25 protein-coding genes are annotated in these 26,096 nt (G+C 51.3%); 10 read left to right on the forward strand and 15 right to left on the reverse strand.

Features of this window, described 5'->3' with window-relative positions; genetic code table 11:
• Nucleotides 1–158: 158 nt before the first annotated feature.
• Nucleotides 159–650, forward strand: a complete 492-nt coding sequence (locus J0L72_10225; GenBank protein ID MBN8691146.1) for a DinB family protein — start codon at nucleotides 159–161, stop codon at nucleotides 648–650.
• Nucleotides 651–776: 126 nt separating this feature from the next.
• Here the strand turns inward: J0L72_10225 and J0L72_10230 are convergent, their stop codons facing one another.
• The 3 genes from J0L72_10230 to J0L72_10240 all read right to left on the reverse strand — a co-directional run bounded on the left by J0L72_10230 (nucleotide 777) and on the right by J0L72_10240 (nucleotide 4,417).
• Complete coding sequence (locus tag J0L72_10230) at nucleotides 777–1,712, reverse strand: PEP-CTERM sorting domain-containing protein (GenBank protein MBN8691147.1); 936 nt, start codon at nucleotides 1,710–1,712, stop codon at nucleotides 777–779.
• Between the two features lie 166 nt (nucleotides 1,713–1,878).
• On the reverse strand, nucleotides 1,879–2,568 hold the full coding sequence (locus J0L72_10235; GenBank protein MBN8691148.1) for a PEP-CTERM sorting domain-containing protein: 690 nt from the start codon (nucleotides 2,566–2,568) through the stop codon (nucleotides 1,879–1,881).
• A gap of 595 nt (nucleotides 2,569–3,163) precedes the next feature.
• Nucleotides 3,164–4,417 (reverse strand): hypothetical protein, encoded by a 1,254-nt coding sequence (locus tag J0L72_10240; protein MBN8691149.1) that lies wholly within the window; start codon nucleotides 4,415–4,417, stop codon nucleotides 3,164–3,166.
• Between the two features lie 228 nt (nucleotides 4,418–4,645).
• On the opposite strand from J0L72_10240, the gene J0L72_10245 reads away from it, so the two are divergent.
• From J0L72_10245 to J0L72_10260, 4 genes are all read left to right on the forward strand, one after another.
• On the forward strand, nucleotides 4,646–5,635 hold the full coding sequence (locus J0L72_10245; GenBank protein MBN8691150.1) for a hypothetical protein: 990 nt from the start codon (nucleotides 4,646–4,648) through the stop codon (nucleotides 5,633–5,635).
• Nucleotides 5,635–5,928 carry a hypothetical protein gene (locus J0L72_10250; protein MBN8691151.1) on the forward strand — a complete coding sequence of 98 codons (294 nt, stop codon included), beginning with the start codon at nucleotides 5,635–5,637 and terminating at the stop codon, nucleotides 5,926–5,928. The genes J0L72_10245 and J0L72_10250 overlap by 1 nt, the downstream gene beginning before the upstream one ends.
• A gap of 117 nt (nucleotides 5,929–6,045) precedes the next feature.
• Nucleotides 6,046–6,690 (forward strand): hypothetical protein, encoded by a 645-nt coding sequence (locus J0L72_10255; GenBank protein MBN8691152.1) that lies wholly within the window; start codon nucleotides 6,046–6,048, stop codon nucleotides 6,688–6,690.
• Nucleotides 6,691–6,888: 198 nt separating this feature from the next.
• The gene (locus J0L72_10260; protein MBN8691153.1) at nucleotides 6,889–8,124 is read left to right on the forward strand and encodes a hypothetical protein; all 1,236 of its coding nucleotides are present in this window, start codon (nucleotides 6,889–6,891) and stop codon (nucleotides 8,122–8,124) included.
• An 81-nt stretch (nucleotides 8,125–8,205) separates the two neighbouring features.
• Here the strand turns inward: J0L72_10260 and J0L72_10265 are convergent, their stop codons facing one another.
• Nucleotides 8,206–9,042, reverse strand: a complete 837-nt coding sequence (locus J0L72_10265; GenBank protein MBN8691154.1) for a fibronectin type III domain-containing protein — start codon at nucleotides 9,040–9,042, stop codon at nucleotides 8,206–8,208.
• 306 nt (nucleotides 9,043–9,348) lie between these two features.
• On the opposite strand from J0L72_10265, the gene J0L72_10270 reads away from it, so the two are divergent.
• The 4 genes from J0L72_10270 (at nucleotide 9,349) to J0L72_10285 (ending at nucleotide 12,977) form a co-directional block, all read left to right on the forward strand.
• A complete protein-coding gene (locus tag J0L72_10270; protein ID MBN8691155.1) occupies nucleotides 9,349–9,591 on the forward strand; it encodes a hypothetical protein in 243 nt (80 codons plus the stop codon).
• Nucleotides 9,592–9,877: 286 nt separating this feature from the next.
• Nucleotides 9,878–11,218: a DNA methyltransferase gene (locus tag J0L72_10275; GenBank protein MBN8691156.1), complete on the forward strand. Its 1,341-nt coding sequence runs from the start codon at nucleotides 9,878–9,880 to the stop codon at nucleotides 11,216–11,218.
• 2 nt (nucleotides 11,219–11,220) lie between these two features.
• On the forward strand, nucleotides 11,221–12,078 hold the full coding sequence (locus tag J0L72_10280; protein ID MBN8691157.1) for a hypothetical protein: 858 nt from the start codon (nucleotides 11,221–11,223) through the stop codon (nucleotides 12,076–12,078).
• 257 nt (nucleotides 12,079–12,335) lie between these two features.
• Nucleotides 12,336–12,977 carry a hypothetical protein gene (locus J0L72_10285; GenBank protein MBN8691158.1) on the forward strand — a complete coding sequence of 214 codons (642 nt, stop codon included), beginning with the start codon at nucleotides 12,336–12,338 and terminating at the stop codon, nucleotides 12,975–12,977.
• Nucleotides 12,978–13,251: 274 nt separating this feature from the next.
• On the opposite strand, the gene J0L72_10290 is transcribed toward J0L72_10285, so the two are convergent.
• Nucleotides 13,252–13,704, reverse strand: a complete 453-nt coding sequence (locus J0L72_10290; protein MBN8691159.1) for a hypothetical protein — start codon at nucleotides 13,702–13,704, stop codon at nucleotides 13,252–13,254.
• A 371-nt stretch (nucleotides 13,705–14,075) separates the two neighbouring features.
• On the opposite strand from J0L72_10290, the gene J0L72_10295 reads away from it, so the two are divergent.
• The gene (locus J0L72_10295) at nucleotides 14,076–14,903 is read left to right on the forward strand and encodes an endonuclease/exonuclease/phosphatase family protein (protein ID MBN8691160.1); all 828 of its coding nucleotides are present in this window, start codon (nucleotides 14,076–14,078) and stop codon (nucleotides 14,901–14,903) included.
• A 199-nt stretch (nucleotides 14,904–15,102) separates the two neighbouring features.
• On the opposite strand, the gene J0L72_10300 is transcribed toward J0L72_10295, so the two are convergent.
• The 10 genes from J0L72_10300 to J0L72_10345 all read right to left on the reverse strand — a co-directional run bounded on the left by J0L72_10300 (nucleotide 15,103) and on the right by J0L72_10345 (nucleotide 26,058).
• Nucleotides 15,103–15,528 (reverse strand): HEAT repeat domain-containing protein, encoded by a 426-nt coding sequence (locus tag J0L72_10300; protein ID MBN8691161.1) that lies wholly within the window; start codon nucleotides 15,526–15,528, stop codon nucleotides 15,103–15,105.
• 119 nt (nucleotides 15,529–15,647) lie between these two features.
• Entirely contained in the window at nucleotides 15,648–16,439 is a 792-nt protein-coding gene (locus tag J0L72_10305; GenBank protein MBN8691162.1) for a hypothetical protein, read from the reverse strand.
• Nucleotides 16,440–16,736: 297 nt separating this feature from the next.
• Nucleotides 16,737–17,156, reverse strand: a complete 420-nt coding sequence (locus J0L72_10310) for a hypothetical protein (GenBank protein MBN8691163.1) — start codon at nucleotides 17,154–17,156, stop codon at nucleotides 16,737–16,739.
• A 32-nt stretch (nucleotides 17,157–17,188) separates the two neighbouring features.
• Nucleotides 17,189–17,581 carry a hypothetical protein gene (locus J0L72_10315; protein MBN8691164.1) on the reverse strand — a complete coding sequence of 131 codons (393 nt, stop codon included), beginning with the start codon at nucleotides 17,579–17,581 and terminating at the stop codon, nucleotides 17,189–17,191.
• A 472-nt stretch (nucleotides 17,582–18,053) separates the two neighbouring features.
• Complete coding sequence (locus J0L72_10320; GenBank protein MBN8691165.1) at nucleotides 18,054–18,389, reverse strand: hypothetical protein; 336 nt, start codon at nucleotides 18,387–18,389, stop codon at nucleotides 18,054–18,056.
• A gap of 614 nt (nucleotides 18,390–19,003) precedes the next feature.
• Nucleotides 19,004–19,438 (reverse strand): hypothetical protein, encoded by a 435-nt coding sequence (locus J0L72_10325; GenBank protein ID MBN8691166.1) that lies wholly within the window; start codon nucleotides 19,436–19,438, stop codon nucleotides 19,004–19,006.
• Between the two features lie 139 nt (nucleotides 19,439–19,577).
• Nucleotides 19,578–19,742 (reverse strand): hypothetical protein, encoded by a 165-nt coding sequence (locus J0L72_10330; GenBank protein MBN8691167.1) that lies wholly within the window; start codon nucleotides 19,740–19,742, stop codon nucleotides 19,578–19,580.
• Nucleotides 19,743–20,107: 365 nt separating this feature from the next.
• Nucleotides 20,108–20,269 carry a hypothetical protein gene (locus J0L72_10335; GenBank protein ID MBN8691168.1) on the reverse strand — a complete coding sequence of 54 codons (162 nt, stop codon included), beginning with the start codon at nucleotides 20,267–20,269 and terminating at the stop codon, nucleotides 20,108–20,110.
• Nucleotides 20,270–20,383: 114 nt separating this feature from the next.
• On the reverse strand, nucleotides 20,384–20,875 hold the full coding sequence (locus tag J0L72_10340; GenBank protein ID MBN8691169.1) for a hypothetical protein: 492 nt from the start codon (nucleotides 20,873–20,875) through the stop codon (nucleotides 20,384–20,386).
• A complete protein-coding gene (locus tag J0L72_10345) occupies nucleotides 20,875–26,058 on the reverse strand; it encodes a hypothetical protein (GenBank protein MBN8691170.1) in 5,184 nt (1,727 codons plus the stop codon). Before J0L72_10345 ends, J0L72_10340 begins: the two co-directional genes overlap by 1 nt.
• Nucleotides 26,059–26,096: the final 38 nt, after the last annotated feature.

Genomic DNA, 26,096 nt, shown 5'->3' on the forward strand with positions numbered 1-26,096 from the left:
TTCCACCCATACTAACGGTAGACGTCATCGATGGTGACGAGGTTGCGCACTGCACTTTCGATGCGAATGAAAAGTGGCAAAACAGAAAATTCAAAATATGTATCTTTTTGTCTACCTATGGCAAATTTTCTGCTAAGATGTGAGTGGAAAGATCCACTATGAATACTTCAACACCTCAAACCCAATATGGTGCCGGTCTTGGTGCCTGGCTCGACCAACAAGTTCACTTCTACACACGCGATCTGGACGCCCTTTCCGACGAGCAAATCTTCAATTCGGTCGGCGGCAAGGCCCGAACCCCGTTCGATTTTACGACCGAAGTCGCCATGATGATGGACTGGACAACCACAATGTTGAGCTCAAACGAGACCCCAGCATTCCCTGACGACGCAACCAAGAAGGCGATCGAAGAAGCCAACAAGTCCAAGGCTGCCTTGATCGAACTCGTCAAGAGTTCGGGCGCAAAGCTCAAGGAAGCACTGGCAAACGTTTCGCAAGAGCGGCTCGACACCATTATCGACGCTCCGTTCGGCATGACGATGCCAGCAGCGGCACTGGCAAACATCTTCGTGAACCACCTCTGGTACCACGACGGCCAACTCAACCTCATCCAAGCAATCAACGGCGACGCCGAAATGCACTGGATGTAATCCCGTTTGGATCAATTCGAATCCTCGCGTTCCATTTGGGCGCGGGGATTCGCTGCATCCGGACAGAAAAAAGAGGCGGGTGAAGCGCATTCACCCAGCCCCAATATTACGAAAGTGGATAGATAACTACTTGTTCTTGCGACGGCGCGCCATTAGGAGCAAGCCTGGAGCAAGAGCGATCAGCGAGGTCGGTTCTGGAACCACGTTCACTCGGTCGCCCGTCATTCGCCAACCGTGCGAGTCGCCTTCATACAGACCACCGATGACGCCGTTGCGTCCAATGTATTCGCCCGGATCGTTAACCGGCTTAGACTTCCATGCCGAGTGGCCATCATTACGTGATTGCCCAGGCAAGAGCACTTGGTTGAACCAGTTCCCTTCAAAGTCCACCAATTCGAGGAAGTTGTCAGGATCGGAATAGTTAGCGTCTTTCGCAAATGCCGAAACATACCAAGTGTTGGTTCGAATTGCCCTGCTACCAGTGTTCAGAAACTCTGCGGTGACGTGAGTTGTTTCACCCCAACCAATCGTTCCTGGGCTCACCGCTCCTGTCAAAGAAGCCGTGATCGTCGGGACAACTTCAAGATGGAAGTCAATCGAACCGATGGTATCGAGCGCGCTGGACGAACTGCCACCCTTGATCAGGGCGGTGAAGTCATACATCCCCGTTGCAACGTCCGAACTCACCACGCCATTTCGGCGGACCAATCCATCGAAATTGATGTCCATTTCCCCGGTGAGTTCAGTACCGAGCGTATAGTTGCCTTGAATGTAGTTGCCATTGATATAGCCGCCAAAGTCGAGATCGTTGAAGAGGTTGAGATTCTCGTCGAAGTTCACGCCACCGACGATATCAATCTGGTTAATGTACAACGATTCGTCTTCCGCTCCGCGCATAAATCGAACGCCGAACTTGCTCTCGGTCCAGTCCATGGTGCTGGAATCCAGCACGCCACTTCGAGTGTTCCCGTTACTTAACAAGAAGAGATTTTGTGCGCCAGCAAGGCTAGGCAGCCCGGACAACAACACAACACCAAGTGAGAATAATTGAATATGCTTCATAAGAAACTCCAAAATACAGTCTAAACAAGGGTTCGCTAATCTAACGCTAATCCTGCGAAACTGTGTGAAGTTCAATTGAAGCGAGACTCAAACACAAAGAAAAAACCCCAGTCCGAATTCACGGACTGGGGTTTTCAATTAGAGTTAAGGATAGTTAATCCAGAACTTAGCTCTTTCGTCGGCGGCGAGCAGCGATTGCGCTGAGGCCTGCAGCGAGAGCGAGCATGGTGCCTGGCTCTGGCACAGCTTGAACGGTGTACCAGTGAACCTTGTAGGCATCCGAAATGCCGGTCCAAGCACCGTTTCCGACGACGGTCGAACCGAACAGAAGATCGAACGAGGAACTCGTCGTCGACGTCGATGCGCTGGTAATCAAGCCAGAGTTCGCGTGTACCGAACCAGTCAAGAAGTCGCCAGCAACGCCACCGCTACCTGCGAGGGTGTTGATCGTGCTCGTTGCCGAGTTATATCGACCCACGCCGATGTAGTAAGTCTGACCGTTTGCTAAAGTAGCGTTAACCGAGGATTCAGTTGTAGCATTGTCATCGTCGTTCAGATAAACGAGGTTAAACGCACTGTCGTACACGAAGAGCTCGGTATCTGCGAGAGCCGATTCTGTTGCAATCGTCAACGCACCAAATTGAACGGTGCCCAAGTTGGTTGGAGTCACGATTCGCTGAGTGATATCTGCCGAATACTGAGCAGTTGTGGCAGTTGTGCCGCCCACGCGATATTGCACGGTGTGTGCAGCACCAAAGCTGTACCACTGGTTAAATCGAGCTGGAGTAGTGGACGTCGACGATCCCTGCAATTCTGTATCGCTGGTGGTGCTTGCGACGCCTGACGAAACGGTCATGCCTCGGATCGAACCGGTGTGACCAGCAATCGTCGAAGACAAGGTGATTCGGTTTTCGTAAATGGCGACCGATTGAGCAGCCATGCCGATGTTGTAGTAGTCAGCAGCTGTCGAAGTGGTCGAAGTGGTCGAAGTACCGGTCGTGGTACCAACGATGTTATCGCCAGCAACGACACCAGCCAAAGTTTGACCCGTGTTTCGGGTGTTGTGAGTGCCCGACTCAGTGAAAGTGACCGCAAAGACTGCGGATGCAGACACGAGCCCAGCAAGAATCATTAGACTTTTCATTATCATCCCTTCTTATCGGAAAAGTAAGCACTGAACCTCAGCGACCGTCCCGAGCAAATTACGCCAAGTACAGCAATAGAATCCAGTCACAGCATTTTATCGCAGAATCCTGCTTTTAAGTGAACTTTTTTTCGCAAATGGTCCTCCTAGGTTCCCTGGGCTGAAAATACTAGCAATTGTACAGGCCATCTATGGCACACGGATGATTTGTTCAAGTCTGGGGCCCGAAGTCGAACACAAAGAAATGCACTCTGTCGGAGGCACCACAACTCGGTCCCGACAGAGTGCTTTGGCGAATCCCCCTGAACTAGTTCACGATTTCGATCGTAACCTGAATCTTGGAGTTCTTTGGCTTGACGACGATCTTCTGATCTTGCCACAGCTTGTACAAATCAAAGTTCTCGTTGTGCTTCAGCAACACATCGTCTTCACTGTACTGATCTCGATCCTTGATATCAACGTTCAAATTCATCGTGGTTCCTTTGATCGTAAAAGTCGTCGAACCGTTTGACTTGCAGCTGATCTTGTCGCCCTTCTTGAACTTAGCGTCGCCCGCCTTATCCCGGGTACCAACCCAAGCCGTTTGCCCGGCCAGCATCACGCTCCCAAAAACTTCGACAGTCTTATCATCTTTGCCCAGCTCGTCAGCGACCGCATTGGCAACCTGCCCGACGACGTTTCCGGTTGGGCCGTCAAAAGTGTCCAAGAATTGCAACGTGACCTTAACTTTGTAACCATTTTGGGCCATTGTTCGCTTTTCACTGTCCGTCATGGTGCGAGCGCGTTCGGTCGGAGATTTGCTTCCATCGCCGGTACTTGCAGGTCGGCCGCCATTGGTGCGCTCGGTCGGGCTGGTCCCGGTGCTGCTTCCGCCCACCGCGCCGCCAGTTGAAGGCGGGCGTCCCGAATTTGGCCGAGTTGAGCCAGAACTACCGGTTTGAACTCCCAAAGAAGCCGAAGTATCGGCGATCACATCGGCCGTAGCCACGCCGTTCTTGACCGTACATTTCACCCAAAGCGTGCCCATGCCTTCTAGCTTCTTGCGCGCCACTTCCTTTCCGGCGACAATGAACTTCGTGTTGTCATCGATATTGTAAAAGTGCTCGCCAAGCATCAGTACCTTTGGATAGAGTCCTTTAACTTGACCATTACGCGACCCTTGATGAGCGCTCACCCAAGTCGTGTAGCTCTGTTCGTCCCAAACTCGAAGGGCGGTTTGAATTCCGTTTACTTTTTGCTGGATCCACCTGACCGATTTCTTCATTTCGGCCTGCGCCATCTTGGTCAAACTGCCAGTGGTGCCGTCGTTCATGAACACCGTGTTTGCATTGACCACTAAAGTCGAATCCTTCCCCGCCGAATCTCGAACGACGATGCTGCCTGTGTTGCCAAAAACACAGTTGACCAAAATGCCCTTGCCTAGCTTCGGCGCGGGAGTCTCAGATTGCGACTGGCCAGCGAGCCAAAGAGTCGGGAACGTGGTCGGCGCAGCGACGGAAGATTGGGACATCGACAAGCAGATCAAGCTCGCCGATAGAATCAGAAGTGCCTTTGGTTTCATTCAAATGTGTCCTTCAGCTGCGCGAAATCAAATCGCTCAGCTTCGAAAAGACAGTTTGCAGACCTATCGTAAGGTGATCGTAAACTGCCGGATTCAGGAATCACAATTCTTCCAATCCGATGCTTTTCAAAGACGTCGCCATCGATCAAAATACAAATCTAAGCTCAGGCACACCGTCACAAGTTTTACAAATTTTGGGTTTACATGACCTTATGATATAGTCATCCCATGAACTCAATCGTGAAAGCCGGGCTGATCACCGCATGCATGATGATCCACGCGTCGGCTTGGTGCTCGTTTGACTTAATCCTTCTCCCCAGCGCGACGGGCCGAGTCGGAAGAATTGATCCGAACAACCAAGTCAATTTGGGCTCGTTCGGACCAAACACGCCAGGACACGTGGTCAATTCAGCCGACGGAATCTGGGTTCAAAGCTCCACTGGAAGGTACGCCCGATACAACTACTCGACGGGCGAACTCCTGAATCAATCGTCGGTTATCACTAACTTTATTTCTAATCCGATCGCGGGCCTGAACGCCAACGGACTGACCGGCATCGTCGGAAACAACATTCGCGAGATCAACATGTCAACCGGCGGAGCCACCAATATCGCGACACTAGGCACTACGAACATCTACTCACGGATCGAGCGACTCAATAGTGGCCTTTACGTCGCGATGGGCAAGACATCTAGTAACACTCATTTGATCGAGACTTATTCGGCAGGAGGTTTGGTTGACTCTATACAAATTCTTGGCGCAATGCAAGGCTCGTGTGGGCAAATCGCTGTGACCCCAAATGGGCTGGGGTATCGCATTTACACTTTCGTAGGACTAGGTGGCGGGTCACCAGCTCCTACATTACGATCTATTACGATTTCGAGCACCGGGCTGATCTCATCGACGTCTTCTATCAGTGTGAGTAGCACAGGATGGGCACTGGACTCCGAGCCTGCCACCGTTGCTGGTCACGATGGTCTTTGGGTCATTGGGCAATCTGCGGCAGGCACCACGATCGTAAACCAGATCGCAACCACCCCGACCATGGCAGTCGTCGATAGCTTTGTCATCGATTATACGATTCCCAGTAATCGTCCCTGGAGCGCGGTGAACATCGTCGCCCCAGAGCCATCAGGCATCCTCGCCACTGCCCTTCCCTTAGCCGCATTACTCCTCCGCCGAAGCAGAAGGCAACACTCTCAATCACCAAGAAATTAATGGATAAGGTTAAGTGGGCACGATCAGATGTACTTCGGTTTCACCTCAAAGAGGCTCACGAAGACTTGACTAAACTCATCACCGAATTAGAAACCAAGGATGTTAGCAATGCCGAGTTATACAGTGTTGTTGCTCATTTGTACCACCATTTGAATAGTGGATGGAACTCCAGACGCTATACCGATATCAACCATCCTGACCTCTTTGAGGATCATAAATTCATGGAACTAGCAGAATTTCCAAAAGATCTACATCCTTGGGAATTTCCACCAGACAGCGAGCTTGAAGAGTAGATAGGATTATCGTAAGTCTCATCGATGATCTGCAAAATGCCCAAGGACATAACCTCTTGACTCGATAAATATGATTCAGATCAATCCGTGTAACATTTTTGGCGATAGTAAAGCATCATGATCACGATCACCAAAAGTGAAAGCCATGGCGAGGAGCCGCATGCCCACACTACCTATCTTATAGGTTCAACGATTGTTGCCGCAGAAGGATGCCTTGATCCGCTAGGCGCATTAGAAGACATCGTGATGTTCCAAATCCAGCATGTAATCGGATGGGATGATACAAGCGATTCGATCATACTTCAGGAATCAGCTATAGAACCTCTCATCCCTGGCGCGGCGTCCCTCGAAGGATATGATCTCTATGATCAGATCATAGAATCATTCGGGTTCGATCCGGTGATTACCGTGAGCTATGATTGCAAAGGCAATTCCTTAGCATTCAAGAAGCTCTTCGCTGCACATCAAACCGATTTAGCATGGACCTGCGGACTGCCAATGGACACCACAATTGGTATTTGGGAGAAGTATGCGACTTCAAAACTAAAAGATCTTCAATTCGAATTCCACGAGAACGGTTATCGAATGGAAAAACTCCTAACAAAAGCCCTTAAATCCGTTGGATTTTGGTATACCTTCTCCCCTCTTGAAGTCGAAATCACTTTTTACCGATGCGAACGGAAAGCAGCGTCTTTGTGTGGCTCAGTATCAACCGATTTCGATTCCGCAATACTCACCGTATTCAACGTACAGAGTATCTAGAAGTCTCGAAATTCGCCTAACTCTTCTTTCTTTGTTGGCTGATACCCATTATCCAACTAAGGCGGTTCTACAATCTCATTTCCAACCGAACCTCAATTACAGAAACACATTTTTAGAATCGTTTCTACATTCTATCTGCACAAAAAGATAGCGATAAGTTCTTGTATCCATCGCTAAAAATAGTGCCTCTCTAATTGCATGATGGCTAAGAAGAGAATTCTTGCTGCGATGGCCAAAGGGAGCGTACTTTTGTACGGAGCCATTGCAATCGTCGTCGGCTTCACCAGCACAACAGGCATGAAATCGGCCAATGCTAGGGCATCGCTGCCCAACTACATCGTGATTGGCTACAACGATCTCGGAATGCACTGCATGAATGAGGATTTCAGCGAGTTCTGCTTGCTGCCCCCAGCAAACACCATGCGAGCAACCGTGATCGACCGAACCCACGGTAGCCCGGAGATCATCACCCAAGGCGTGACGGTGGAATATAGCATGCCCGGCAATACCACGTCCGCAAACAAGACAAATTTCTGGCAATACGCACAACTGTACTTTGGCGTCAATCTGGCTCCAAACATGGGACTCTTCGGCAAAGGACTGACCGGAACGATGAATGTGAGCGCAGACCGTGACTTCATCGCGCCCGGAATCCCGATCACCCCGCGAATGGACAATGGGCAAGAAAACGCCTATCAGTTCGCGAAATTGACACTCAAACGCAACGGTCAAATCGTACACGTCACCGCGCCGGTTATCCCGGTTTCGTGGGAAATGCACTGCGACACATGCCACCTGACCAAGGGCTCGAAGTTCACGATCGGCAACACCGACAAGCGCATGGCGCCCGATGTTTTGTCCGCTCACGATAAACTTCATGGCACCAATTTGCGAGCTCAAAAACCAGTGCTCTGCGCCAAATGTCACGCCGATCCAGCGCTCGGCGCACCCGGCGTCGCCGGAGTTTCAACGTTCTCGCACGCCATGCACGGAGCACACGCCAGCCGCATGGCACAGTTCGAACTCGGAACCAAGAATGAGTGCTATTCGTGCCATCCTGGCGTCCGAACGCAATGCCAACGAGACGTTCACACCGCTCGCGGAATGAACTGTAACAGTTGCCACGGCACCATGGCCGATGTCGGGAACACGGCTCGAAGACCATGGGTCGACCTCCCCACTTGCGGTAGTTGCCACCAGCGCGCAGGCTTTGCCTTCGAAGAACCCGGCAAGCTCTTTAGAGATTCCAAAGGGCACGGCGGCGTGAAGTGCGTGGTCTGCCACAACACCCCGCACACAATCTTGCCCGCCACCCAGCCGCAAGACAATCAACAAGTAATCTCGTTGCAGGGCTTCGCAGACACACTGCAAGAATGCACGGTCTGCCACAAAACCCGGCCGTCCGACCCATTCCCCCACCGCCGCGAAGACTAACCCGTCGCTTGTCACGGCAGATAAACACCCCCCTCATTACTTGTTATGAGGTGGGCTAGGGGGGGGGGGAGAAAAAGCAACCTACCCAGCCAGCAGCAAACCGGAGCCGACGCCACCAGCCCACATCGAAACAGGCAAACAAGCCACCGAAGTCAGACCCCGGCGCTTTGTCCGAACCCGTAACCAAATCGGAACACCAGGCTCGCCCAAAATCGAGAACTTGGTCGAGGTCACCGAATCCAGCAGAACCCAAGGCCCAGAGCCGTTGGGAGCGGTTTCCACCATAAAGAGGGTCCCTTTCACATTGCCGTTCCGGTTCCATCGCAGGCTCAGCTCGCCTTCGCCGTTCGCGGTGATCACCAGGTCGGTCACCGGAGCCGGGGCCGATCGCACAGGCGAAGATCGATGCGGCGCCAGCCGAAGCCCCGCCAAAATCTCGTCGGGAATGTTCTCGTCGGCGCGCCATCGCCGCGCAAAAGTGCCCACCAGATCCCGAACCACGTCGCGTTGAGCGTCCTTTTCGGTCACCGTCGCCTTCAGCGCGTTTTTGGCGGCCTGAGTCTGTTGCAGCTGCTTTTCAAACTGGCCGATCTGGGCTTGCAGCTCGGTCAGCTCCGGCTTATCCAGCCCCAAAGTGTCCGCGTACAGCTGCGCCGCGTCAAAAAACACCTTCAAACTGGCGAGATATTCCGCATCGCCCATCTTTTGCGTGACAAGTTCCATAGCCTTACTTTTAGGTTCGGCAGAGCCTGTCCCGATCTTCACCTTTTGGTCAAAATCGCCCGGTTTAGGTTCAACGGTGCCCGAATCCGCGTGGCATCCTCCGAATTCCGTCTGGCGTCTGGCGGAAGTGGCGTGGAGAAAGTCGACTTCCCTGCGGATTCGGTCGGCGAATGCGGCGCGTACGGCGGAAACCACGGGCCGTCATTCGGAATCTGCCAAGTTTCTTCCGACCGACACGGAGTTTCCGGCGGAATTCTTGCTTAGAATGCTGCCCTTCTCTCCCCTACCCCCTCATGCGCGGTCGCGCATGAGGGGGGAATTTATTTCGAATTGTCGTTTCTTAGAAGATGTGCACGTATAATCTCATTGGCAAGCCCGCCTCTTGGTAGTCTGCTTGAGGCTTGAAAGGAATGGCCGGTCAATGGTTCGTCATTCCGGGCTTGCTTCTCGTTTTCAATAGTTGCCCAGCTCCAAACATTCTGTATAACAACCTGTAGAACAATGACCGAAGAAGAAATTAAGAAACGAGTCGCGGAGAACATGGCCAAACACCAAAATCTGGAAGGCATGCCGATTGATTACGACCTATCCGAGCAGATGCGGCAGCACAACAAGAGACACTATGATCTCCTGAACGAGCACGGTGAGCCGATGAGCGCAAAGGAACTCGCAGAAATGGGCTGCCGTTCTGCCGCGACTGGCACAGATTTGTCTGACCTGGAAGAATACGACCGCACGAACTAATCAAGATTACAATCGCCACGGCGGCGACCAATCAAGGTCGATAAATGCAGGCTCAGGTCAACGGACCATCGACACGGTCAACCTTCACGCCCCGAGCGGACTCCCTCCGGACAAGCCTACGCTGTTTCATTATACGTTGCTCGTTCACGAGTAGCGGATTTGTGACTGAATCTGCAATCGTCATAATCACCCGACCCGTTTTCAATGAACTTCGCCAGCCTAGGAACCATTGTTGTTAGTGCAAAGGTAAGCTCCGACCGGTAGCTTGACTACGTCCAATAACTACATGTACACGACCGCTCACGACCTGGACCGTCCGCAATGGGACATAAGCAGTCCACTTCATAACAAGCTCTCTGCTGAAGACAGGCCGATTCACGCTTGGTACCGTTTTGTACTTAGTTTTCCACCTCATTTGGTGCGCCAGTACCTAACAAAATTTCAAATCATGCCCGGCGATGTGGTCTTAGATCCATTCTGCGGTACCGGTACGACAATCGTTGAGTGTAAGAAGAATGGCATTGCGAGCGTGGGTTTCGAAGCAAATTCGATGGCTGCCCTCGCAAGTCGGACCAAGACTGATTGGTCGATCTCACCGGCCGAATTGTCGCGTATAGCCAGGTGGATCGCCGAACGAGCGAACAAAGAAATTGAAGAGTTGTTGCCAAGATCAGAGGCTGCAACTTTATCGAACATCGCCCGTGAGGCAGAGCAGTTTAACCTATACGGGCTCCGATGCCTAGATTGTGATGCCGCTGCTCTCATTCTGAAGGACTCAATCAGTCCAAGGCCCCTGCACCGCGCACTTGTGCTAAAGAAATGGATAGCGTCCGCCCCAAGCGAGCTCACCAATCACCTACTTCTCGCATTGGCTTGGACACTTGTCACGAGAGCCGGAAACCTCAAATTCGGTCCTGAAGTGGGGGTCTCCAAACCCAAATTTGACGTCGATGTTGTGGGCGAATGGCTGTCGCATTGTGAACGAATGAGTACGGACATCGAGACTTACAATGACCGACGTAATATCCCTTCACAGTTGATACAAGCAGATTCAAGGGATGTGTCTCAGCTGGAGGATTGTTCGATTTCAGCTGTTTTCACTTCACCGCCGTATCCAAACGAAAAGGATTACACGAGAACAACAAGGCTGGAATCGGTAATTCTGGGGCACATCAACAACAAGAAGGAATTACGCGAGTTAAAGCAAGGGCTGCTCAGATCGAATACCCGAAACGTGTACGTCGCCGATGACGACCACCTTTTCGTGAGAGATGTGCCGGAAATAGAACAAATTGCCCAGGAGATCGAGCGACGAAGGATTGCCCTCGGAAAGACTTCAGGATTTGAAAAGCTATATCACAAGGCTGCGAAACTCTATTTTGGCGGCATGGCGCGGCACCTCGACAGCCTGCGACCCAAATTGCGACCTGGAGCACTGCTGGGATATGTCGTTGGCGATCAAGCCTCATATCTACAAGTACACATCCCTACCGGTGACTTACTGGGCCAAATAGCCAAATCACAGGGTTACGAAGTCGTTTCACTCGATCTATTTCGAACAAGGCTTGCGACTGCAACGAAACAGCAACTTCGAGAGGAGGTACTCGTCCTTAGGTGGCCGGGATAATCATGACGGCCAAAAGCATTATCATAGAGTCGATCTTTAAGATGAAATACGACCCCAAGGCCAAGGTGTTGTCGGACCCGATCGTCACCCTCGACGAAGTAGCAAAAGGCATTGAGGATTTTAACGCAGATCATCCGAACCAGAAAATGAGCGCGAAAAATCCCGCAAATTTCTTCAAGGACTTCGTTCGTGTTCGAGCGAGCGCTGAACGAAATTGGCCACCTTATGTACTGGAATGCGGCTTCACCGCACGCCAAGTGACCGGGAATGACGCCTGTTTCGAATTTGTCCGAATCGCCGATGGCCAATCCTCAGCATTTCCGCCCGTCGTTTTTGCATCACCAGGCGCTGATACGCCACGACATGCAATTGAAAGCGTCAGTTTGCCTCTGGCCTCGCGTCGGTTGGGCCGCTCGGACGAGCCTTGGCTGATTCAGGTTATTGCTCGGCTTCGGATCGTCGAGTCTCACTTTTCACTGGTGTCAAAGAGGTCGATCAGGCAACTTGATCTTCTTCAAATGAGCGTCAAATTAGCGAAGACCGAAATCGATGCGCTCTTTCTTGCTCATGAAGAGGTTACTCCAGGTACCTATCGTGAAGTTATTGTGACGTGCGAAGCTAAAGGGCGGAAGGATGATATCTTGGAAGACCAGATATTACGGCAAGCCAAGGCACCATTTGGAATGAGGCAGGTCACGCAGGACATTGTAATTCCGATCGCTGTCAAATGCATAAACCCGTCAGAAATCTATGTGGTGGAATTTGAACCCGTCGAACGTTCCTCATTCGCGGGGATCGATAACCTTACGATTGCTAGTGACTCGGTATTTGAAATTCGCCCACCTGTGCCGGGCATCTAGCTTCAGTCCCAGACGATGACGAGACTCTGATTATCCTCCGGGACCAAGCCGAAGTCAGTTAGCTTTGGTGCGTCGGAGAATTCGGGCTCTTCGAAGTTGTACGTCATTGAACTGTGAACGCGGAGTCGCGCCAATCGCTAAGCAATGTATACCTTTAGCTGGGTGATTTTGAACTGTCTCACTAAAAATCCCGCAGAGGGGCGCCGATATCACCAATAAGTGCTCCGACTTCGATGGCGGAGGACGGGGAGACAACCATGTCCTACATAACAGAAGAAACTGCTGATGCTCCGTTGGTGACAAAGCTGACCAACTTTAAGGCGGCGAGTGAGGCAAACAAGACCGTGCTCGGTTTGACGCCTGCTGATATCACCACGATGGGCACACTTTACACCGCTTTTTCGACCGCTTATGCTGCGAGCGAAAACGCCAAAGCTGCTGCCAAGCAAGCCGTGACCGCCAAGAACGCCGCCAAAAAGGCCGCCCGAGCCAATGTGGCCGGTTGGTCCAAGATTTGGCGCGCCAATCCTGCCATCTCCGATGCGATTTTGGATGCGCTGATGTTGGCTCCGCACAACACTCCGGCCAGCACCACGCCGCCAACCACTCCCACCAATTTGGTGGCTACGGTGAATGGCGAAGGCGTGATCTCACTGAAGTGGGGCCGAAACGGCAACAAGCCCGGCACCATCTTTAACATCGAGACCTCTGATTCGCCTTCGGGCAATTGGACGATCTTTGATTCGACCACGAAGGCCAAGTTTGATTACGCTGGAACTCCGGGCACCTCGGTTTGGTTCCGGATTGTTGCCAAGTGCGACGGTCAGTCTGCTGCTCCGACCAATCCGATTTCGGTTTGGGCTGGTGGTTCGGGCCGATCGTTGAAGTTTGCTGCTTAACGACGTTTAAGTCTTGCCATTGCTTGTTGCGCCTGTCGATTTTTTCGGCGGGCGCTCTCGTTTTTGTTTGTGGCTTGGGGGCTGGGGATTACTTCTTCCCTGCGTTACTCAGAATGTCGTCGAGGGAGGGTTGGGGGGTGCGGTAGTGCTTTAACGCCCGACCGTATGCGCCTTCGAGTGCGGCGATCCGTCGGGCGATGGGGGCGCGTATTTGCTCGTGAGCGTTCTCGCTCGACAACTTCCTGATGACAAGCGGTGTCGCCAGTTCTCGATACTAATTCGCGTGTGCGGTCTCAAAGATCTCAATCAGAGGCTGTAATGTATCCCGATATTGCACTTGGCTCGGCGCGCGAGCACGAACCCGCCTTCGCCAAACCGCCATTCGTTCGGCGAAGCGGTGTTCTCGTTGGCTCTGATATTTGGATTCCCATTTGTAACAGATCAGGCCAAGCACCACCATCATCACGCCACATGCAAAACAAAACGGCCAAAAGTAGTTGCCGAGTGCCTTAGCATTGACGAAGATCGGCGGCAACGTCAGCGGAAGAACAGGGATCGTACGGATCATCGGGACCCAGGTGATATCCACTGGCGCCGGGATAAACCACGACGCAGACTTGATGGCCTTATCGACCTCGGCCAGGTCCTCATAATCTTTGGCCGTTAATCCGAACTGGACTAGCTTCGGGGCTTCAGGAAACTCGGGCTCTTCGAAGTTGTACGTCATTGCGCCGCTGATCTATGTATACCTTTCGCAGTATGCAAGGTGTTACTTCTTGTCCACAATTCGCCCATTCACGCCGATGGCTTGGTACACGGTGAGATTGTGCGGAATTTCACCAGCAAGCGAGACTATCCATGATTCGGCTAGCGCACACAATTTCGTGTTAGTCGAACTGTGGGCACCCCGGAACTTAGTCATCGCGAGTGCTGTTGTGCGAAGCGATGAAGGACAAAAAGCAACTGCCCTATTTCATATTTTTGGCCCTGACACTGGTGTGGTTGCTCGCGTCTGTTTACGGTGATCGCTGGGTTTGGCCTTTTCCTGTTTTTTCATACCTCCCTCCTCTTGTCGTAGTGACACCTGGGGCGATCTGCATGGCCTGGACCGTTGCTCGGATTTTGCGTGGACTTCGCAAGCCCGGCGAAATCACCGCACTGTTGTTCTTTGCGTTCTTCTCTAGTCGATTACTGGGCTGGCAATGGGATATGTTTTACTCAAACACTTCCCAGCAGGACGTAAGGGTCATGACGTTCAATGTCCATCTCCACAGCCGAGAGGTACCGAAGGCTCTGGAAATGGTGCAGGAGCTGAAGCCCGATGTGATCTATTTTCAGGAGAACCTGGGAGGCGATTCCAGCCCTGCTTCTTATCTGCGGTCAAAGCTGGACGGCTGGCACATGGTCCAGGATGGCGATGTCGCGATTCTTTCGCGATGGCCGCTGTCGAATCTGCATAGTTCGCCCCTTTCTAGCGTTCCTGGGCGTGTGATTCTCTCGGCGAAAGTTCACGCGCCGCACCCATTTACTGGGTTAACAACTCACTGGTCTGTGCCGCAATGGCGTCAAGGAATGGAGGGCCTAAAGCGCACCGTTGCTTCTCAACAGCGGGATTTCGATGACACGCGAAATGCGGTTTCCAGCGTGGTAGGCCCAGTGATTTTTGGCGGCGATTTGAACAATCCACCGAATCACTCTCACGTCCGAACGCTCTCCAATGAATTCCAGAACGCGTTTGGTAAGGTGGGGAATGGGGTTGGCTGGACTTTCCCAGATCGCTTTCCTCTCGTGTTCCCTCTCGTGCGAATAGACCACCTCTTCTCCAGCCCCGAGTATGTTCCGGTCCGCTGCTGGGTCGGCCCTTCAGCTGGCTCCGATCATCACTCTTTGATCGCCGATTTTCGGTGGAAGTCAGAGAATCACTAAGCAGTCACACGTCTGTATTTATTGCAATTCCCTCCCCCTCCTTTCTGTGTTATGAGGGGGGTTAGGGGGGAGAGAACCTACTTCTCTTCGTCCTTCCGACTATCTGCTTCCCACACTATATGCACGTGGCACGAGAAAATCTAAACGACAAAGAGAATTATAATGAATAGAGAAGAGTCCCCAAATTTGCCACTAGCTACTATTGCAACAGTGCCTCATCTAGAAACTTTAATACATCCAGCGCATTTAACCGAGTGTCATAGTCTCCGTCTCTAGATAGTCGTATGAGAATTGCACGATCTGCCTCTCCGCCAAGTTTTCGAATTGCAAATGGAACAGTAGATCTAACTTCGGGGTTTGGATAAGAAGCGAATTTAATAATCTCGGGATACGCCTCGCGGTCTTCGAGAGTGCTGAGCGCCACAATTGAATCTGCAATATCGCCATCAAAACTACTTTTCAAGAAATTTCGCAATTGAGGGACATACTGATATAACTTCAGCCGCTGCACAACCAGAATGGCAAACATCCTCTCTCTCGGATCAGGGGAGTCTAAATGAGATTTCAGAAAATCGGAATCGCCTGTATCGACAATTCTCTGGCACATTTCAGGAAAAGATGTCATTGTAGAGGTCCTCTCAAAAAGCCGCTAGTAAGCAGCCCCCCTCATTACTCTGTTATGAGGGGGGTTAGGGGCGGAGAACAAGTTTCTCACGGCCTCCAAGTTTAGTTAAGATCATCACGTCAATCGTCATTACCGTCAAGATCGTCAGGATCAATCTCGCTGAACAGAAACTTCAGCGCATCCATAAAACGAAAACCAAAGGGCACGGGTTCCGTTTCATACTCATGCACATTAACAAAGAAGCCTTCATCCGAGCGATTCGGATCCCAAAAGATAAAGCGATACATATTGCCAAATTCGGCAAAAACCAGAACCTTATATTTGAACCAGGGAAAGCAATATGTTTTCGGCGATGCGGCGTGGATCGAGGCATGTTCAAAGAGTCTGTCCATTCCGCGAAGTGGCGTGCTCGACAATGCATCACAAACGGCTTGGTTAGTTCGCAACAACATCTGTCTCTCCCACACATCGCTGGGAAGGCTACGCACCTCTAGCAGTTTGCCGAGATCAACAGACTTTGGAATTTCCACAGCTTCTAAATCTCCATGTACCGTGCTAGGTACTTGTAGAAGCTGTACACTTATCGTGTCAGGATCAATCGAATCCACAGCCATTTGGTATTCAATTCGATCAACTTTGTGATTTACTGCGGAGATTGTTGCGACCGTATGCGAACCAGATAATACGACTGCTACCGGATAGATGTTGTCTTGGCCAGGGCCAGGTTCCCACGCCTTGATTGTCGGGAGCTCGCCTCCAAACACGACCTGACTGTGATCCGCTGCCTGGACGAAAAGCTCGGTAGGTGCAAACTGAACCTGATCGCCAATACTAGCCAGCTTTGCCAAAATAGCCGATTCAAATTCACCTAGTGGCTTCTTTCGTCTTTGAAACAGGGATCGCCAATTCATTCTTCAGTTCCTCGAACAACATATCCAAGCATAGCACCGCCACAAAATCCTCTATCACCTAGCGGTAGCCAGTCGATCTACGGTGACTTTTGCGTGTGGCGCGATTCATGCTCAGTCTACACCCTGACTAAGATTGAGGGTTCGACAATGTCATTGGCATCCAATTGGCTTTCAGAACTTGGGTTTACTCTGGTGGCCAAATTCGCGACTCGATCTCCAGTCCCTTGGGCAGTTTCTTCCGAATTTCATCCCTTAGAATCAATATACACTTCCCGCCTTCCAACATATGCCATTCGCCTAATGCCTCAGGATTCTCTCGAGAGGCAGGCTCATAAAATACTTCGACACTTTCGCCAACTTCGTAACGGAGAACGGGCTTTGTTCAAACGCATACAGCCTTAAGAAGAACAGGAGGCGTGAGAACCTTAAGTTGCTCACATCTCCCACTTCTGGCAATTTATGCCATTTCAGATAATTATCCTCCGACCATCGGTAATAGAAGAACCTTGCCTTCGGCATGAGTTCCTTGCACACCTCGTACAACTCTTTTAAATCTGAAATCTCCGCTCGAATGACGTACTTATACATCAACCCAAATTCACCATGGAAGTGGCCATCCGCCGGCTTCTGATCATCGCTGATCGATCGCCGACGGTGGACGTCAATTATCCTTAAAGCCGTCCCGCGTCCGTAATCATCACAAATCCTATCCCTCATTACAGTGTTTTGAGAAAGGAGTGCAAATTCTTCTACTGGTGGCCCTGATTTCCTAGTTCATCCTTCAATTCTTGAAATCCTGGCGGACGCCATGATGATGTCAGATCAGACTCATTCTCAATTAGAGCGATCAAAGCTCTGCGATACAAGCTCGAATCTGGCGGCAGTTCTGCTCCAGAACATTTGGCCTGATAGATGTAGTATTCCAATTGAAGCGGTAGCCCATTCCGTGAAAAGAATGTAATTTCAGGTTTCACATCATAATGGGCTTCGATCGTAATCATTAATTCTCCGATTGTCGGAAAGATCTCTGAGTAATTGTCTTCAGAATCAAATGCAACAATCGGGAAGAAACTGTCTTCGACAAGCTCGGCTGGCTCCTTCGGCTTGCTTCTGCGCTTGAAGAATCTCATAAATAGTTCCATGGCCATTCTATAGTTTTACCAGGTAAGTGAGGGTGCGGTCTATTACTTTGGGCGCACGCCCCGTCGGACGATTTGCCGGGTCGAGTTGACGCAGTTCTGAGTTTACTTCACTATGTTCGGACTGGAAACCAACTTCAGCCCCCAAAAGGAACCCCCGAATGGCATCCATAGAGTAGCTGGCTCAGTCACTATCGTGAAAATCCCATTAGCAGATAGGGCTCTCCAGATGAAAACCTGCCAAATTGCCACGGACGCCATCAATAATGCCTTAACGTGATGATCTCCATACAATCTCCATTTGAAAATGATGAGTGCTTGCATGATACCAAGAAACAGAAGAAACAAGTCGACTTCCATCAGATAAATCACAATTCCTTTTACTCCAAACGCATTTACGGAAAAGGTTGAAAAACTAATTAGACTTGGATAGTTGGCTAACAAAAGCCGAGAGTATTGCAGGAGGATTCAGAATCTAGACAGGCGGGCCAGGTTCTGGAATGGATAACAATCCCTCTAGATCTCCAAATTCGACAAGTCGCTGAACCCATAGTTCTTTAAGTCGATAAATGTCAGCATCATTTCGGGTTATCTTGGCGTCAGCTCTTGCTTGGCCTTCTATTCCAAGTTTATCTAATACAATGTTCCCAATACTCCTATAGTATGCACCTCCATTGGCCAAGATGCCCGGGACTATCTCACCGGATTCGTGAAAAATGATGATACTCATGCGCTCACCGGAGAAAATCCATGCCGGCCCAAATCCAGTCTGCTTAATTGGTTCCGGAAACAGATCTGCAAAGAGGATCATATGACCAACATACCTCAAGCGGCGACGCATTCAGATTCGACGTGCCATGCGAATTTGGAGTTCAGGCGTCAAAAGGACTTTCTTGACCGCCAGCGCTTCCAGTGATATTTGATTGCCGCGAACATCAAAGGTCCAGAACCCGGATCAATGACAAAAGGAAGCAATGTGACAGCCCAATGAAACTGATGTCCGCTTGCTTCGTAAGCAATCCAAAGTGCAATCGATAGCAATGTACCACCGAGAAATCCACCCACTGAGCCTTGTTTCTTAATAAGCAATACATAGTAGTTGCCGAAGGTTACGATAAGTCCAATCGTCCCAATACAGATCGCGACCAATATCACTAGAGCCACAGTCTGACTCCGCAAAACTCAAGACTCATGTTTTGGCTGTCCAAACAATTCTTACTAACCCTCCACCACATAGTGGCACTTGAGTGTACCTTCTGGCACAGTTAATTGCTCTCTAGAACATTGCGGCGCGGAGAGCTTCACTCAAACCGGCTGCACCTTGCGAGTGAATATCCCAGTCACCAACGTTGTTTCGGTCAACTACCATCGCGACTTTCTCAAGTACAGAACAAAACCTAATCAAAGGAACGACAAGGGAGTGATTTACCCATAGTGGGGGGCACCTATTCGATATCGGTCTAGCCTCTTTTGCTGACTCTCTGGGTCAAGATTGAGTACGCGCTCAACAAAAGTCTCAGTTATGTTTGGACCGGGAATAGCGTAGTCCATCACCTCTCTGTCTTCAATATCGCCACGAAAGTGCCTTTTCCCAACGTTAAATGTCTCCGTAAATTCCACTATGGGAATATGCTCTGACATGTAGAACAGTGGCAGCTTCTGCCATTCGTCGTCCAGATTTTCGAATGTTCCCAAGGACATCCACCGTCCAGTACTGTATCCATAATTGCTAATAATCTCGCGAAACCATGGCTCGTGATGCAACTTTTCTTCGAGTTGTGTCAGTGTCGGCATCTCATTGAATTTGTGTGTTGAAATCACGGCCAATCCGATGAGTCCAGGACCAAGATGAGTGACCACGCCTCCAGCAAAACCGCCACTAGCAAGTTTAAAAGTGAACGCTGTCTTAATTTTCAGTCGCTTTCCCAGTCATTACCACCTATTTGATTTCTCGAGTTGCCGTTCTAATCACTGAGAATCGCGCACGGTAGAGCTTATGCTACTTGATTCGATTTGCCAGGAGCCCTTTCTGATCGACAGTCTCCCAAAACTCTTCCCCACCCGAAACCGGAAGTGGCGACGGCAATTTCAGATACTCGTCAACAGCCGATTGGACAATTGACTCCCAGTTCCCAGAATCAAAGTTGGAATGCTTCTTCTTCATATTTGCGCATATTCGCCGAATTCCTTCAACAATCAGTTTGGCAAACATCTCTCTCCTCTCGAACTCATTCGAATACAAGAAATCTCTTGACAAGTAGATTGTAATTCCAACATCCAGCTTGCTATTCGAAGCATGTATCCGTCCTAGTTTTGTTTCAGGACACAGTTCCGGTTCTATTGATCCCCATGTTTCAAGAAAGAAGCCGAAGGTCATTTCAACATTTTCGTTTTGATCCTTAAATTTCTGCGTCAAGAGTTGCAAGAGTGCGGCGTCATCTCTTGCGAATCCGCTCCTAGCGCCCTCGGGTCCGTGATCAATTCCTCCAATCATAGTCATCTACAGTCAGCCTCGTGAACTTTACCCGTTCAATAGATGTCACCCATAAGTTCATCAGGATCAATTCCAGCTCTGCCTCCATAACTCCAGCCAGAGTAGCCATCATTTGCCTCACTAACTACCGGATCGATCCAATCACCGAACCCTTCACCTGCAGCCAGAGGGTCGGATGTCACAAGGCCATGCAGCATCTCCCCGATTTCCCAATTGTGAACGGAGCGGGCATCCATCCAATAGTTAGCACAAAGAATATTTCAGAGTTCTTATAGGCGAAAGTGCAAAAGTTACTGTTTGGCAGATGTTGCCTAAGAAATGATTCCTTCCCTTCGCTTCCATTCCTCAACTTCATCCTTCGGTACCGCTGCAAATTCTTCAAGTGTTTGCATCAGCGCAGCATAGCCATAGCCAACATAATTGAGCACTTCCTCGCCATCCGACGGCTCTTCCACGAACACCGGATAGAAGTCCAGCCCGCCAAGATACATGGTTGGAGGCTCGTCACTACACACTCGAAATAGCGGGAGTCGCACCAGGGGAGAAGGAATTTGCACGTTTCTTGCAAATAACTTCCAGTGATGTCGCGTAAAGCCGATCCCTGCGATATAAGCACGAAACCAAGGGGCACAGGCTATTGCCCTCTCGATCATTTCTGTCGAACAATCAACGGGCATTAGCGTCTGCCCAAAGGCCGCAAAACCGGAATATTTGCCTTTATGAGTGACTATCCCAGGGATATACCCTTGATCCCGTAAGGGAACTCCAAACAACATTCCTGGCTTTAGAACAATACGTTTCACTACGTTCCTCCTAAGCTTGCCTTGATGAGGTTGTAAAGTGGATTGTTCTGACCAATTGGCATTCTCTTGTTAAGTAAATCACAACCTGCTTCCTTTTGGAACGAAATCTCCTGCATCTCTCGAATAAGTCGTTCAAACGGATCATTAATTTTCATTACGATCTTCATTTCCAACCCTACCTTATCTGGATCTCTCAAATGCTCCCAGTTTCTTCGTACAAAGTCATTGGTTTGCCCTACATACCTAACAAGCCCTGTGCACTTATCTACCAAATGGTATATTCCGCCCTGGCATGTTTGAGCAACGGTGGTTAACTCATTACTAGGGTCACCATCGGCGGAAGCGGCCCCTAACCCAGCGCCGGCGAGCTTACCTGCAGCTGCCCAAAGTTCTTCAGCCAATGCAGTATTGCCAGCTTCTTCAGCCGCGATGGCAGCGAGCTCGAGTTCTTCTACTTCCTTCGCTGGAGTTAGGCCGGTTGCATCTGTAAGCGTAGTAGGACGGTTGATGCAGTACCCATACACATTAATCCCACCAGAGAAGCCGATCGGATCGCGGGTGAGCCAGCGGCCGGCAGTCGGATCATAGAACCGGTTCTGGCAGTAGTAGAGGCCCGTTTCTGTGTCGAGGTAGTAGCCCCACTTGCCGTTAAAGCTAAATGGCTGCTTCAGCCCATGCTTCTCTTCGTCGGGATAGGCAAAGTTGCGCGAACCCCATGCGTTGTACGCAAAGAAGATGGCGTCTTGACCTTCATCGGTGATGATGTTGACCACATTGCCTTGCTGGTCAAACATGTAGAAGTAGGCCGTAGAGCCCTCGACTCTTGAAACGAGTCCATCGGGCGCGAAGGCATTCCGGGCGACGACAGCACCAGATGCATCCAGTTCGCAGACGACGTTGCCGTTGTCATACAAGAAGAATGTCTTCGGCGCCGTCGACGCGTCTTGCCGCCAAGCCCTCAGGTTGTCTGCGCGGTAGCCGTTCGTTTGTGTGCCAAACGACAGCATCCGGTTTTCTTTGTCAAAGGTCGCGTTGACGCCCTTCCACTTCGTCGGATTTCCGTTGCCGTCGTACGTGAAATCCGTTCCGGTGCGCTGGTTGGCGTTGTTGTACTGGAAGCCCGTGGCACTTCGGAAAGTGGTCGGATTCCCAGCGTTGTCGTACGCCTGCGATTCGGTGTATCCGCCATATCGAGTGCTCACTTCTTGAGTCAGGCGATCCTTCGAATCGTACGAGAAGTTCACCGATCCGTCCATGTCTGGAACGACATCGATGTCGTGATACAGGCTCTTCAGGTTGAATGCGCCATCGTATTCGAGCGAATCGTATTTACTCTTTAGCGCTTCGGCGTAGTTAGCAACCTGGGACAACAAACCCAACTGGTTGTAGGAATAGTTCGTGTAGATGTCGTTAGGGAGATAACGGTGAGTCATCCGTCCGGCGGCATCGTAGGTGAACGAGCTGTTGCCTTCCGCAGTCGAGAATCCGATGCATCGCCCGGCTTTGTCGTAGGAGTATCCCAACGAGTCGCCAGGATGCGACATCGACTGGCGACTGCCGTCGGGGTAGTAGGTGTAGCTGATCGTCTTCGATCCGGTCATCCCCGTGTAGGCCGTGGTCCGGCTGAGGATCATGTCGGATTCATCGTAGGTAGCCGTTTCAGAACCTGTACCGTTGCTCCAACCCGTCGGACGCTGATATTCGACGTAGGTCAGAGTCACGTCCTCTGATGGCGCGGCTGGATAAAGGATCGACGACAAATTGCCGTTCGGCTCGTCGTAAACAAAGTTCGTCACCATGCCGCGACCGTCGGTCCTGCTCAGCGGGTTGTTTTGCAGGTCATAGATCGTGAATTGCGTCACATCGGCTGTAGAACCGGTTGCGCCAGATGGCTGGCTGAACTGAGTCAGCTGACCTTTGGTGTTGTAGGTATAGGTCGTGGTGTGGCCGGCATTATTGAATCCGTCGCGCACCGTTTTGGTGCGATACAGGCCATCGTAGGAGACATAAACATCCTCCGTGCTTCCAGTTCTAGAAAGCAGTTCGCCCGTCTTGCCGTAACTGAGGTTTACGGTGCGGAACGCCGTTCCGCCGGCTTCACTAAAGGACTCGACCCGATTTACAGGGCCGCCTAGCCACGCGTAGGTATTGACGGTTGTCGCACGCCCAGTACCGGTGTTGCCGGTAGCAGGAAGTTGAACCTGCGTTTGCTGATCCGAAAGAGGATCATAGGCAAAATCGGTGGTGTTTCCGAGATTGTCCCAAGTCTGAATCAGGTTCCCACGGACGTCATAGCGGAAGTGAGTCTTCTCGCCATTGCTGTTCGTGACCACAACCGGCTGCCCTCTCTTAGCGGTGGTTGTGTACGTTCCGTCGGTGGTGTAATTGAGTGTAGTCGTGTGGACGGTTTCAGCGTTATTTCCAGGACTCTGAATCTGGAGAATATTGCCGAGCGCGTCGTAGGTATACGTCGTCGTTTGGAGAGTCGCGCTGACTCCTGTCTGCCCCGGCGCAGGCGAGCTCACGGTTTGGACTAGACCATTTGCATATCTCGTGTAGGTCGTCTTCGCCCGAGTCGGTGTGAAGTTGTATGGTCCTGCGCCAGTTCCTTCCTGAACCTCGATGAGATCCCCGCCCCAGTACGCGCCAGAAGTTTCGTCGAATTTGAACTGGGTTCCAATTCCAGGTAGCGGATTTGAGAAGCCCTGGCTCTCTAGGCGATAGGTGTAGACCAGATTCCGAGGGTATTGATAGTCGTACCTCGTTGTGATCGATTTGGTCGAAGAGTAGTGCTCGGTGGTGACCGAAACGTCGCCGCTCGCGTCGTACCACGCTTCAGAAACCTTGACTCCATCCGCGTTATAAATCGCCTCAACTTGCTGGTTGTTATTGAAGTCCGCCGAAAACTCGTCAATGACGGTGTTCGTCGCATCCTTCGTGGTTACCTTTGTCCGGAACTCCGATACTTCAGTGAACTCAGTCCGATTCCCGTTCGGGTCCACAATTGCTTCGACAACCGCTGCTGCAGGTGCCGCCGGATATTCGAACGTCCATGTGGACATTGCGCCGCCGGAAGGGGTCGAGTTGTAGTAGGCAGGATTTGGCTGACTGATCGTCTGCAGGTACGGATAACTTTGGCCATCACCGTTGCCGAAGAGGCCGTAGGTGTATTCCGTCGCAAGCGGAACAGAACTCGGTGTTCCGGTGTAAGGCTGCGAAACCTTCCTTAAGTACTTCCCATTCGGGAAATCAAGATTTATGCCGCCGAGATCGTTGGCAATCTCCTCGACCTCGTACTTCACCTTGCGGCCGAAAGCGTCGACGGTTGATTCCAAAATCCCGGAGGAATCAAGATTCAGCGTCAAAAGTACGCTGCCATTCTTGTCTTTGATTTGCGACAGAACCGGAATTTGTGTGGTCGGGAAATTCGGATTCGCAACCGCCGTTCGAACCAGTTCAATCCGGTCTCCAAACCGATCGACCATGTATTGAATCGGGCGATAGCTATCCGCGCCGGCTGGAATCGGCGACGCATAGACGCCTGGAATCGAATAGTCTGGGCCCGAAGAGCTCTCAGTTACCCACTTTGATCGATCCTTATACTCGATCTCATACCGATCACCGCCAGTAGCACTATCCCAGTACCAAGTGACCTTCACGGCATGCTCGATGCCGACCGTGCATTCCACGGGTCCTGGATTAGAGGCTGAAGGCGAAGGAACGCCGATCGGATGCCTAAACCCGATGATCGAACCGTTCGGTTCTACTAATCCTCGATCACGAATGACACCGACGTTATAGGGCGTGGACCACCCGTTACCGAGCTCGCAATAGGTCGTTGCCTGACTGTTGTAAATTCCGCCATAGCTGACCGACGGGCCGCCGATTGCATTGAAAACTGAACTTCCACCAGCGAATCCCGTTTCGGATGCCCCCGTTGCAACGTTCACCATCGCAGGGCCACGCGAGATCGTCATACAAGCAGGTCGATCGCATGGGCAGCACAGGCCTTCAAGCCGTCCGCCGCAAACTGTGGAGTAGGGACCGATGTATCCAATCCCCGCCGTGACGAGTTGACCTAGAAGACCCTGGAACCCCGTCGGGGCACCGACCGGACTCATCCAGCGAGCGTCAATCGTTGACTGTGACGATTTTGGCAATGCCGCCAAAGCGAGCTGGTAGTCCGACCCTTTTGGAGCGACCGCAAGAAACGCGTCCGCTTCCATCAACTGCCATTGCTCCCAAGTCAGATGATTCCGGCCACCGGGCCATTCCCCGCAGTCGCTGCAGAAATAGTCGACACCCTTTTCATCGGCTCCGGCAACGGCAATGAAGTGGTCGTGCTCGACCCTCGCGACAATCGGAATCCCCTTGTTCAATCGGAACAAAGCCTTCAGCGATTCGTTGTTTGAAACTTTGATCTGATGCGCTGACAACCCGAACTTGGGCGCGGCATTTTTGAGGTCATCGAAAGAGCTGCCTTCCCCGGTGTGGCGAATCTTCTTGACCAATGACTCTTCCGAAAATTCCTTGCCAAGCTTCCGCAAAATCTGCCCCATCGCGGCAACGCCGCAAAGAGGATCGAGGTGAAACGGCTCGGTGATGCCCGCTTCGGCTCGCTTCAGGTGGTATCCCGCGCAGCTCTTCGCCATCGCGTAGAAGCCGACTGCATCCCGATAATTGAACCCAGAAGCATTGCCCTTTACTGCGGTGGCAAAGGAGTCAGAAGCTTCTTGGTAGCGACCTTGGCGGAACAATGAAATCGCACGGTCGTAACGGGCAATCCCAAATTCCGGACTGTCTTGGATCGCGGATTTGCTCGCTTTCAGGAACCAGTCTTCGGCGATCGCTGGTTCAAAGAGTCCCAAGTAGCCTTCGCCCACGCGGATTTGCGCCCGTGCTCGTTCAGTACGGCTCAGACCAGTGGCTTCAGCTTTCTTGATGAGTTCTCGAACTTCTTGCGGACTCGTTTTGTGCGTCAGTCGTCCGACGTCATTCAGTTGCGTTCTGAAGCTCGGGGCCTCCGCTTGAATTGGTGCTGAAGGGCCCGATTCAGAAGGTTCTGTGGACATCATAGCCCCGGCAACGGTTGGCGCCACTCCAGGCACAATATTCTGGCTTCTTACAGGCACTAAGCTAACGACAGCCGGTGCCACAGAATTCAGCAGCAGGATTCCAGCCACGCATCGCGAGATGAGATTTCTACCGGAATTTGAACTTA

The sequence above is a fragment of the Armatimonadota bacterium genome, assembly GCA_017303935.1.
In the GTDB taxonomy this organism is placed as follows: domain Bacteria; phylum Armatimonadota; class Fimbriimonadia; order Fimbriimonadales; family Fimbriimonadaceae; genus JAFLBD01.

What these genes read in the sequence shown, in the direction of transcription:
- J0L72_10225 (MBN8691146.1), top strand. Translation starts at nt 159, where the DNA reads ATGAATACTTCAACACCTCAAACCCAATATGGTGCCGGTCTTGGTGCC.
- J0L72_10230 (MBN8691147.1), bottom strand. Translation starts at nt 1,712, where the DNA reads ATGAAGCATATTCAATTATTCTCACTTGGTGTTGTGTTGTTGTCCGGG.
- J0L72_10235 (MBN8691148.1), bottom strand. Translation starts at nt 2,568, where the DNA reads ATGACCGTTTCGTCAGGCGTCGCAAGCACCACCAGCGATACAGAATTG.
- J0L72_10240 (MBN8691149.1), bottom strand. Translation starts at nt 4,417, where the DNA reads ATGAAACCAAAGGCACTTCTGATTCTATCGGCGAGCTTGATCTGCTTG.
- J0L72_10245 (MBN8691150.1), top strand. Translation starts at nt 4,646, where the DNA reads ATGAACTCAATCGTGAAAGCCGGGCTGATCACCGCATGCATGATGATC.
- J0L72_10250 (MBN8691151.1), top strand. Translation starts at nt 5,635, where the DNA reads ATGGATAAGGTTAAGTGGGCACGATCAGATGTACTTCGGTTTCACCTC.
- J0L72_10255 (MBN8691152.1), top strand. Translation starts at nt 6,046, where the DNA reads ATGATCACGATCACCAAAAGTGAAAGCCATGGCGAGGAGCCGCATGCC.
- J0L72_10260 (MBN8691153.1), top strand. Translation starts at nt 6,889, where the DNA reads ATGATGGCTAAGAAGAGAATTCTTGCTGCGATGGCCAAAGGGAGCGTA.
- J0L72_10270 (MBN8691155.1), top strand. Translation starts at nt 9,349, where the DNA reads ATGACCGAAGAAGAAATTAAGAAACGAGTCGCGGAGAACATGGCCAAA.
- J0L72_10275 (MBN8691156.1), top strand. Translation starts at nt 9,878, where the DNA reads ATGTACACGACCGCTCACGACCTGGACCGTCCGCAATGGGACATAAGC.
- J0L72_10280 (MBN8691157.1), top strand. Translation starts at nt 11,221, where the DNA reads ATGACGGCCAAAAGCATTATCATAGAGTCGATCTTTAAGATGAAATAC.
- J0L72_10285 (MBN8691158.1), top strand. Translation starts at nt 12,336, where the DNA reads ATGTCCTACATAACAGAAGAAACTGCTGATGCTCCGTTGGTGACAAAG.
- J0L72_10290 (MBN8691159.1), bottom strand. Translation starts at nt 13,704, where the DNA reads ATGACGTACAACTTCGAAGAGCCCGAGTTTCCTGAAGCCCCGAAGCTA.
- J0L72_10295 (MBN8691160.1), top strand. Translation starts at nt 14,076, where the DNA reads ATGGCCTGGACCGTTGCTCGGATTTTGCGTGGACTTCGCAAGCCCGGC.
- J0L72_10300 (MBN8691161.1), bottom strand. Translation starts at nt 15,528, where the DNA reads ATGACATCTTTTCCTGAAATGTGCCAGAGAATTGTCGATACAGGCGAT.
- J0L72_10305 (MBN8691162.1), bottom strand. Translation starts at nt 16,439, where the DNA reads ATGAATTGGCGATCCCTGTTTCAAAGACGAAAGAAGCCACTAGGTGAA.
- J0L72_10310 (MBN8691163.1), bottom strand. Translation starts at nt 17,156, where the DNA reads ATGAGGGATAGGATTTGTGATGATTACGGACGCGGGACGGCTTTAAGG.
- J0L72_10315 (MBN8691164.1), bottom strand. Translation starts at nt 17,581, where the DNA reads ATGGAACTATTTATGAGATTCTTCAAGCGCAGAAGCAAGCCGAAGGAG.
- J0L72_10320 (MBN8691165.1), bottom strand. Translation starts at nt 18,389, where the DNA reads ATGATCCTCTTTGCAGATCTGTTTCCGGAACCAATTAAGCAGACTGGA.
- J0L72_10330 (MBN8691167.1), bottom strand. Translation starts at nt 19,742, where the DNA reads ATGAAGAAGAAGCATTCCAACTTTGATTCTGGGAACTGGGAGTCAATT.
- J0L72_10335 (MBN8691168.1), bottom strand. Translation starts at nt 20,269, where the DNA reads ATGCTGCATGGCCTTGTGACATCCGACCCTCTGGCTGCAGGTGAAGGG.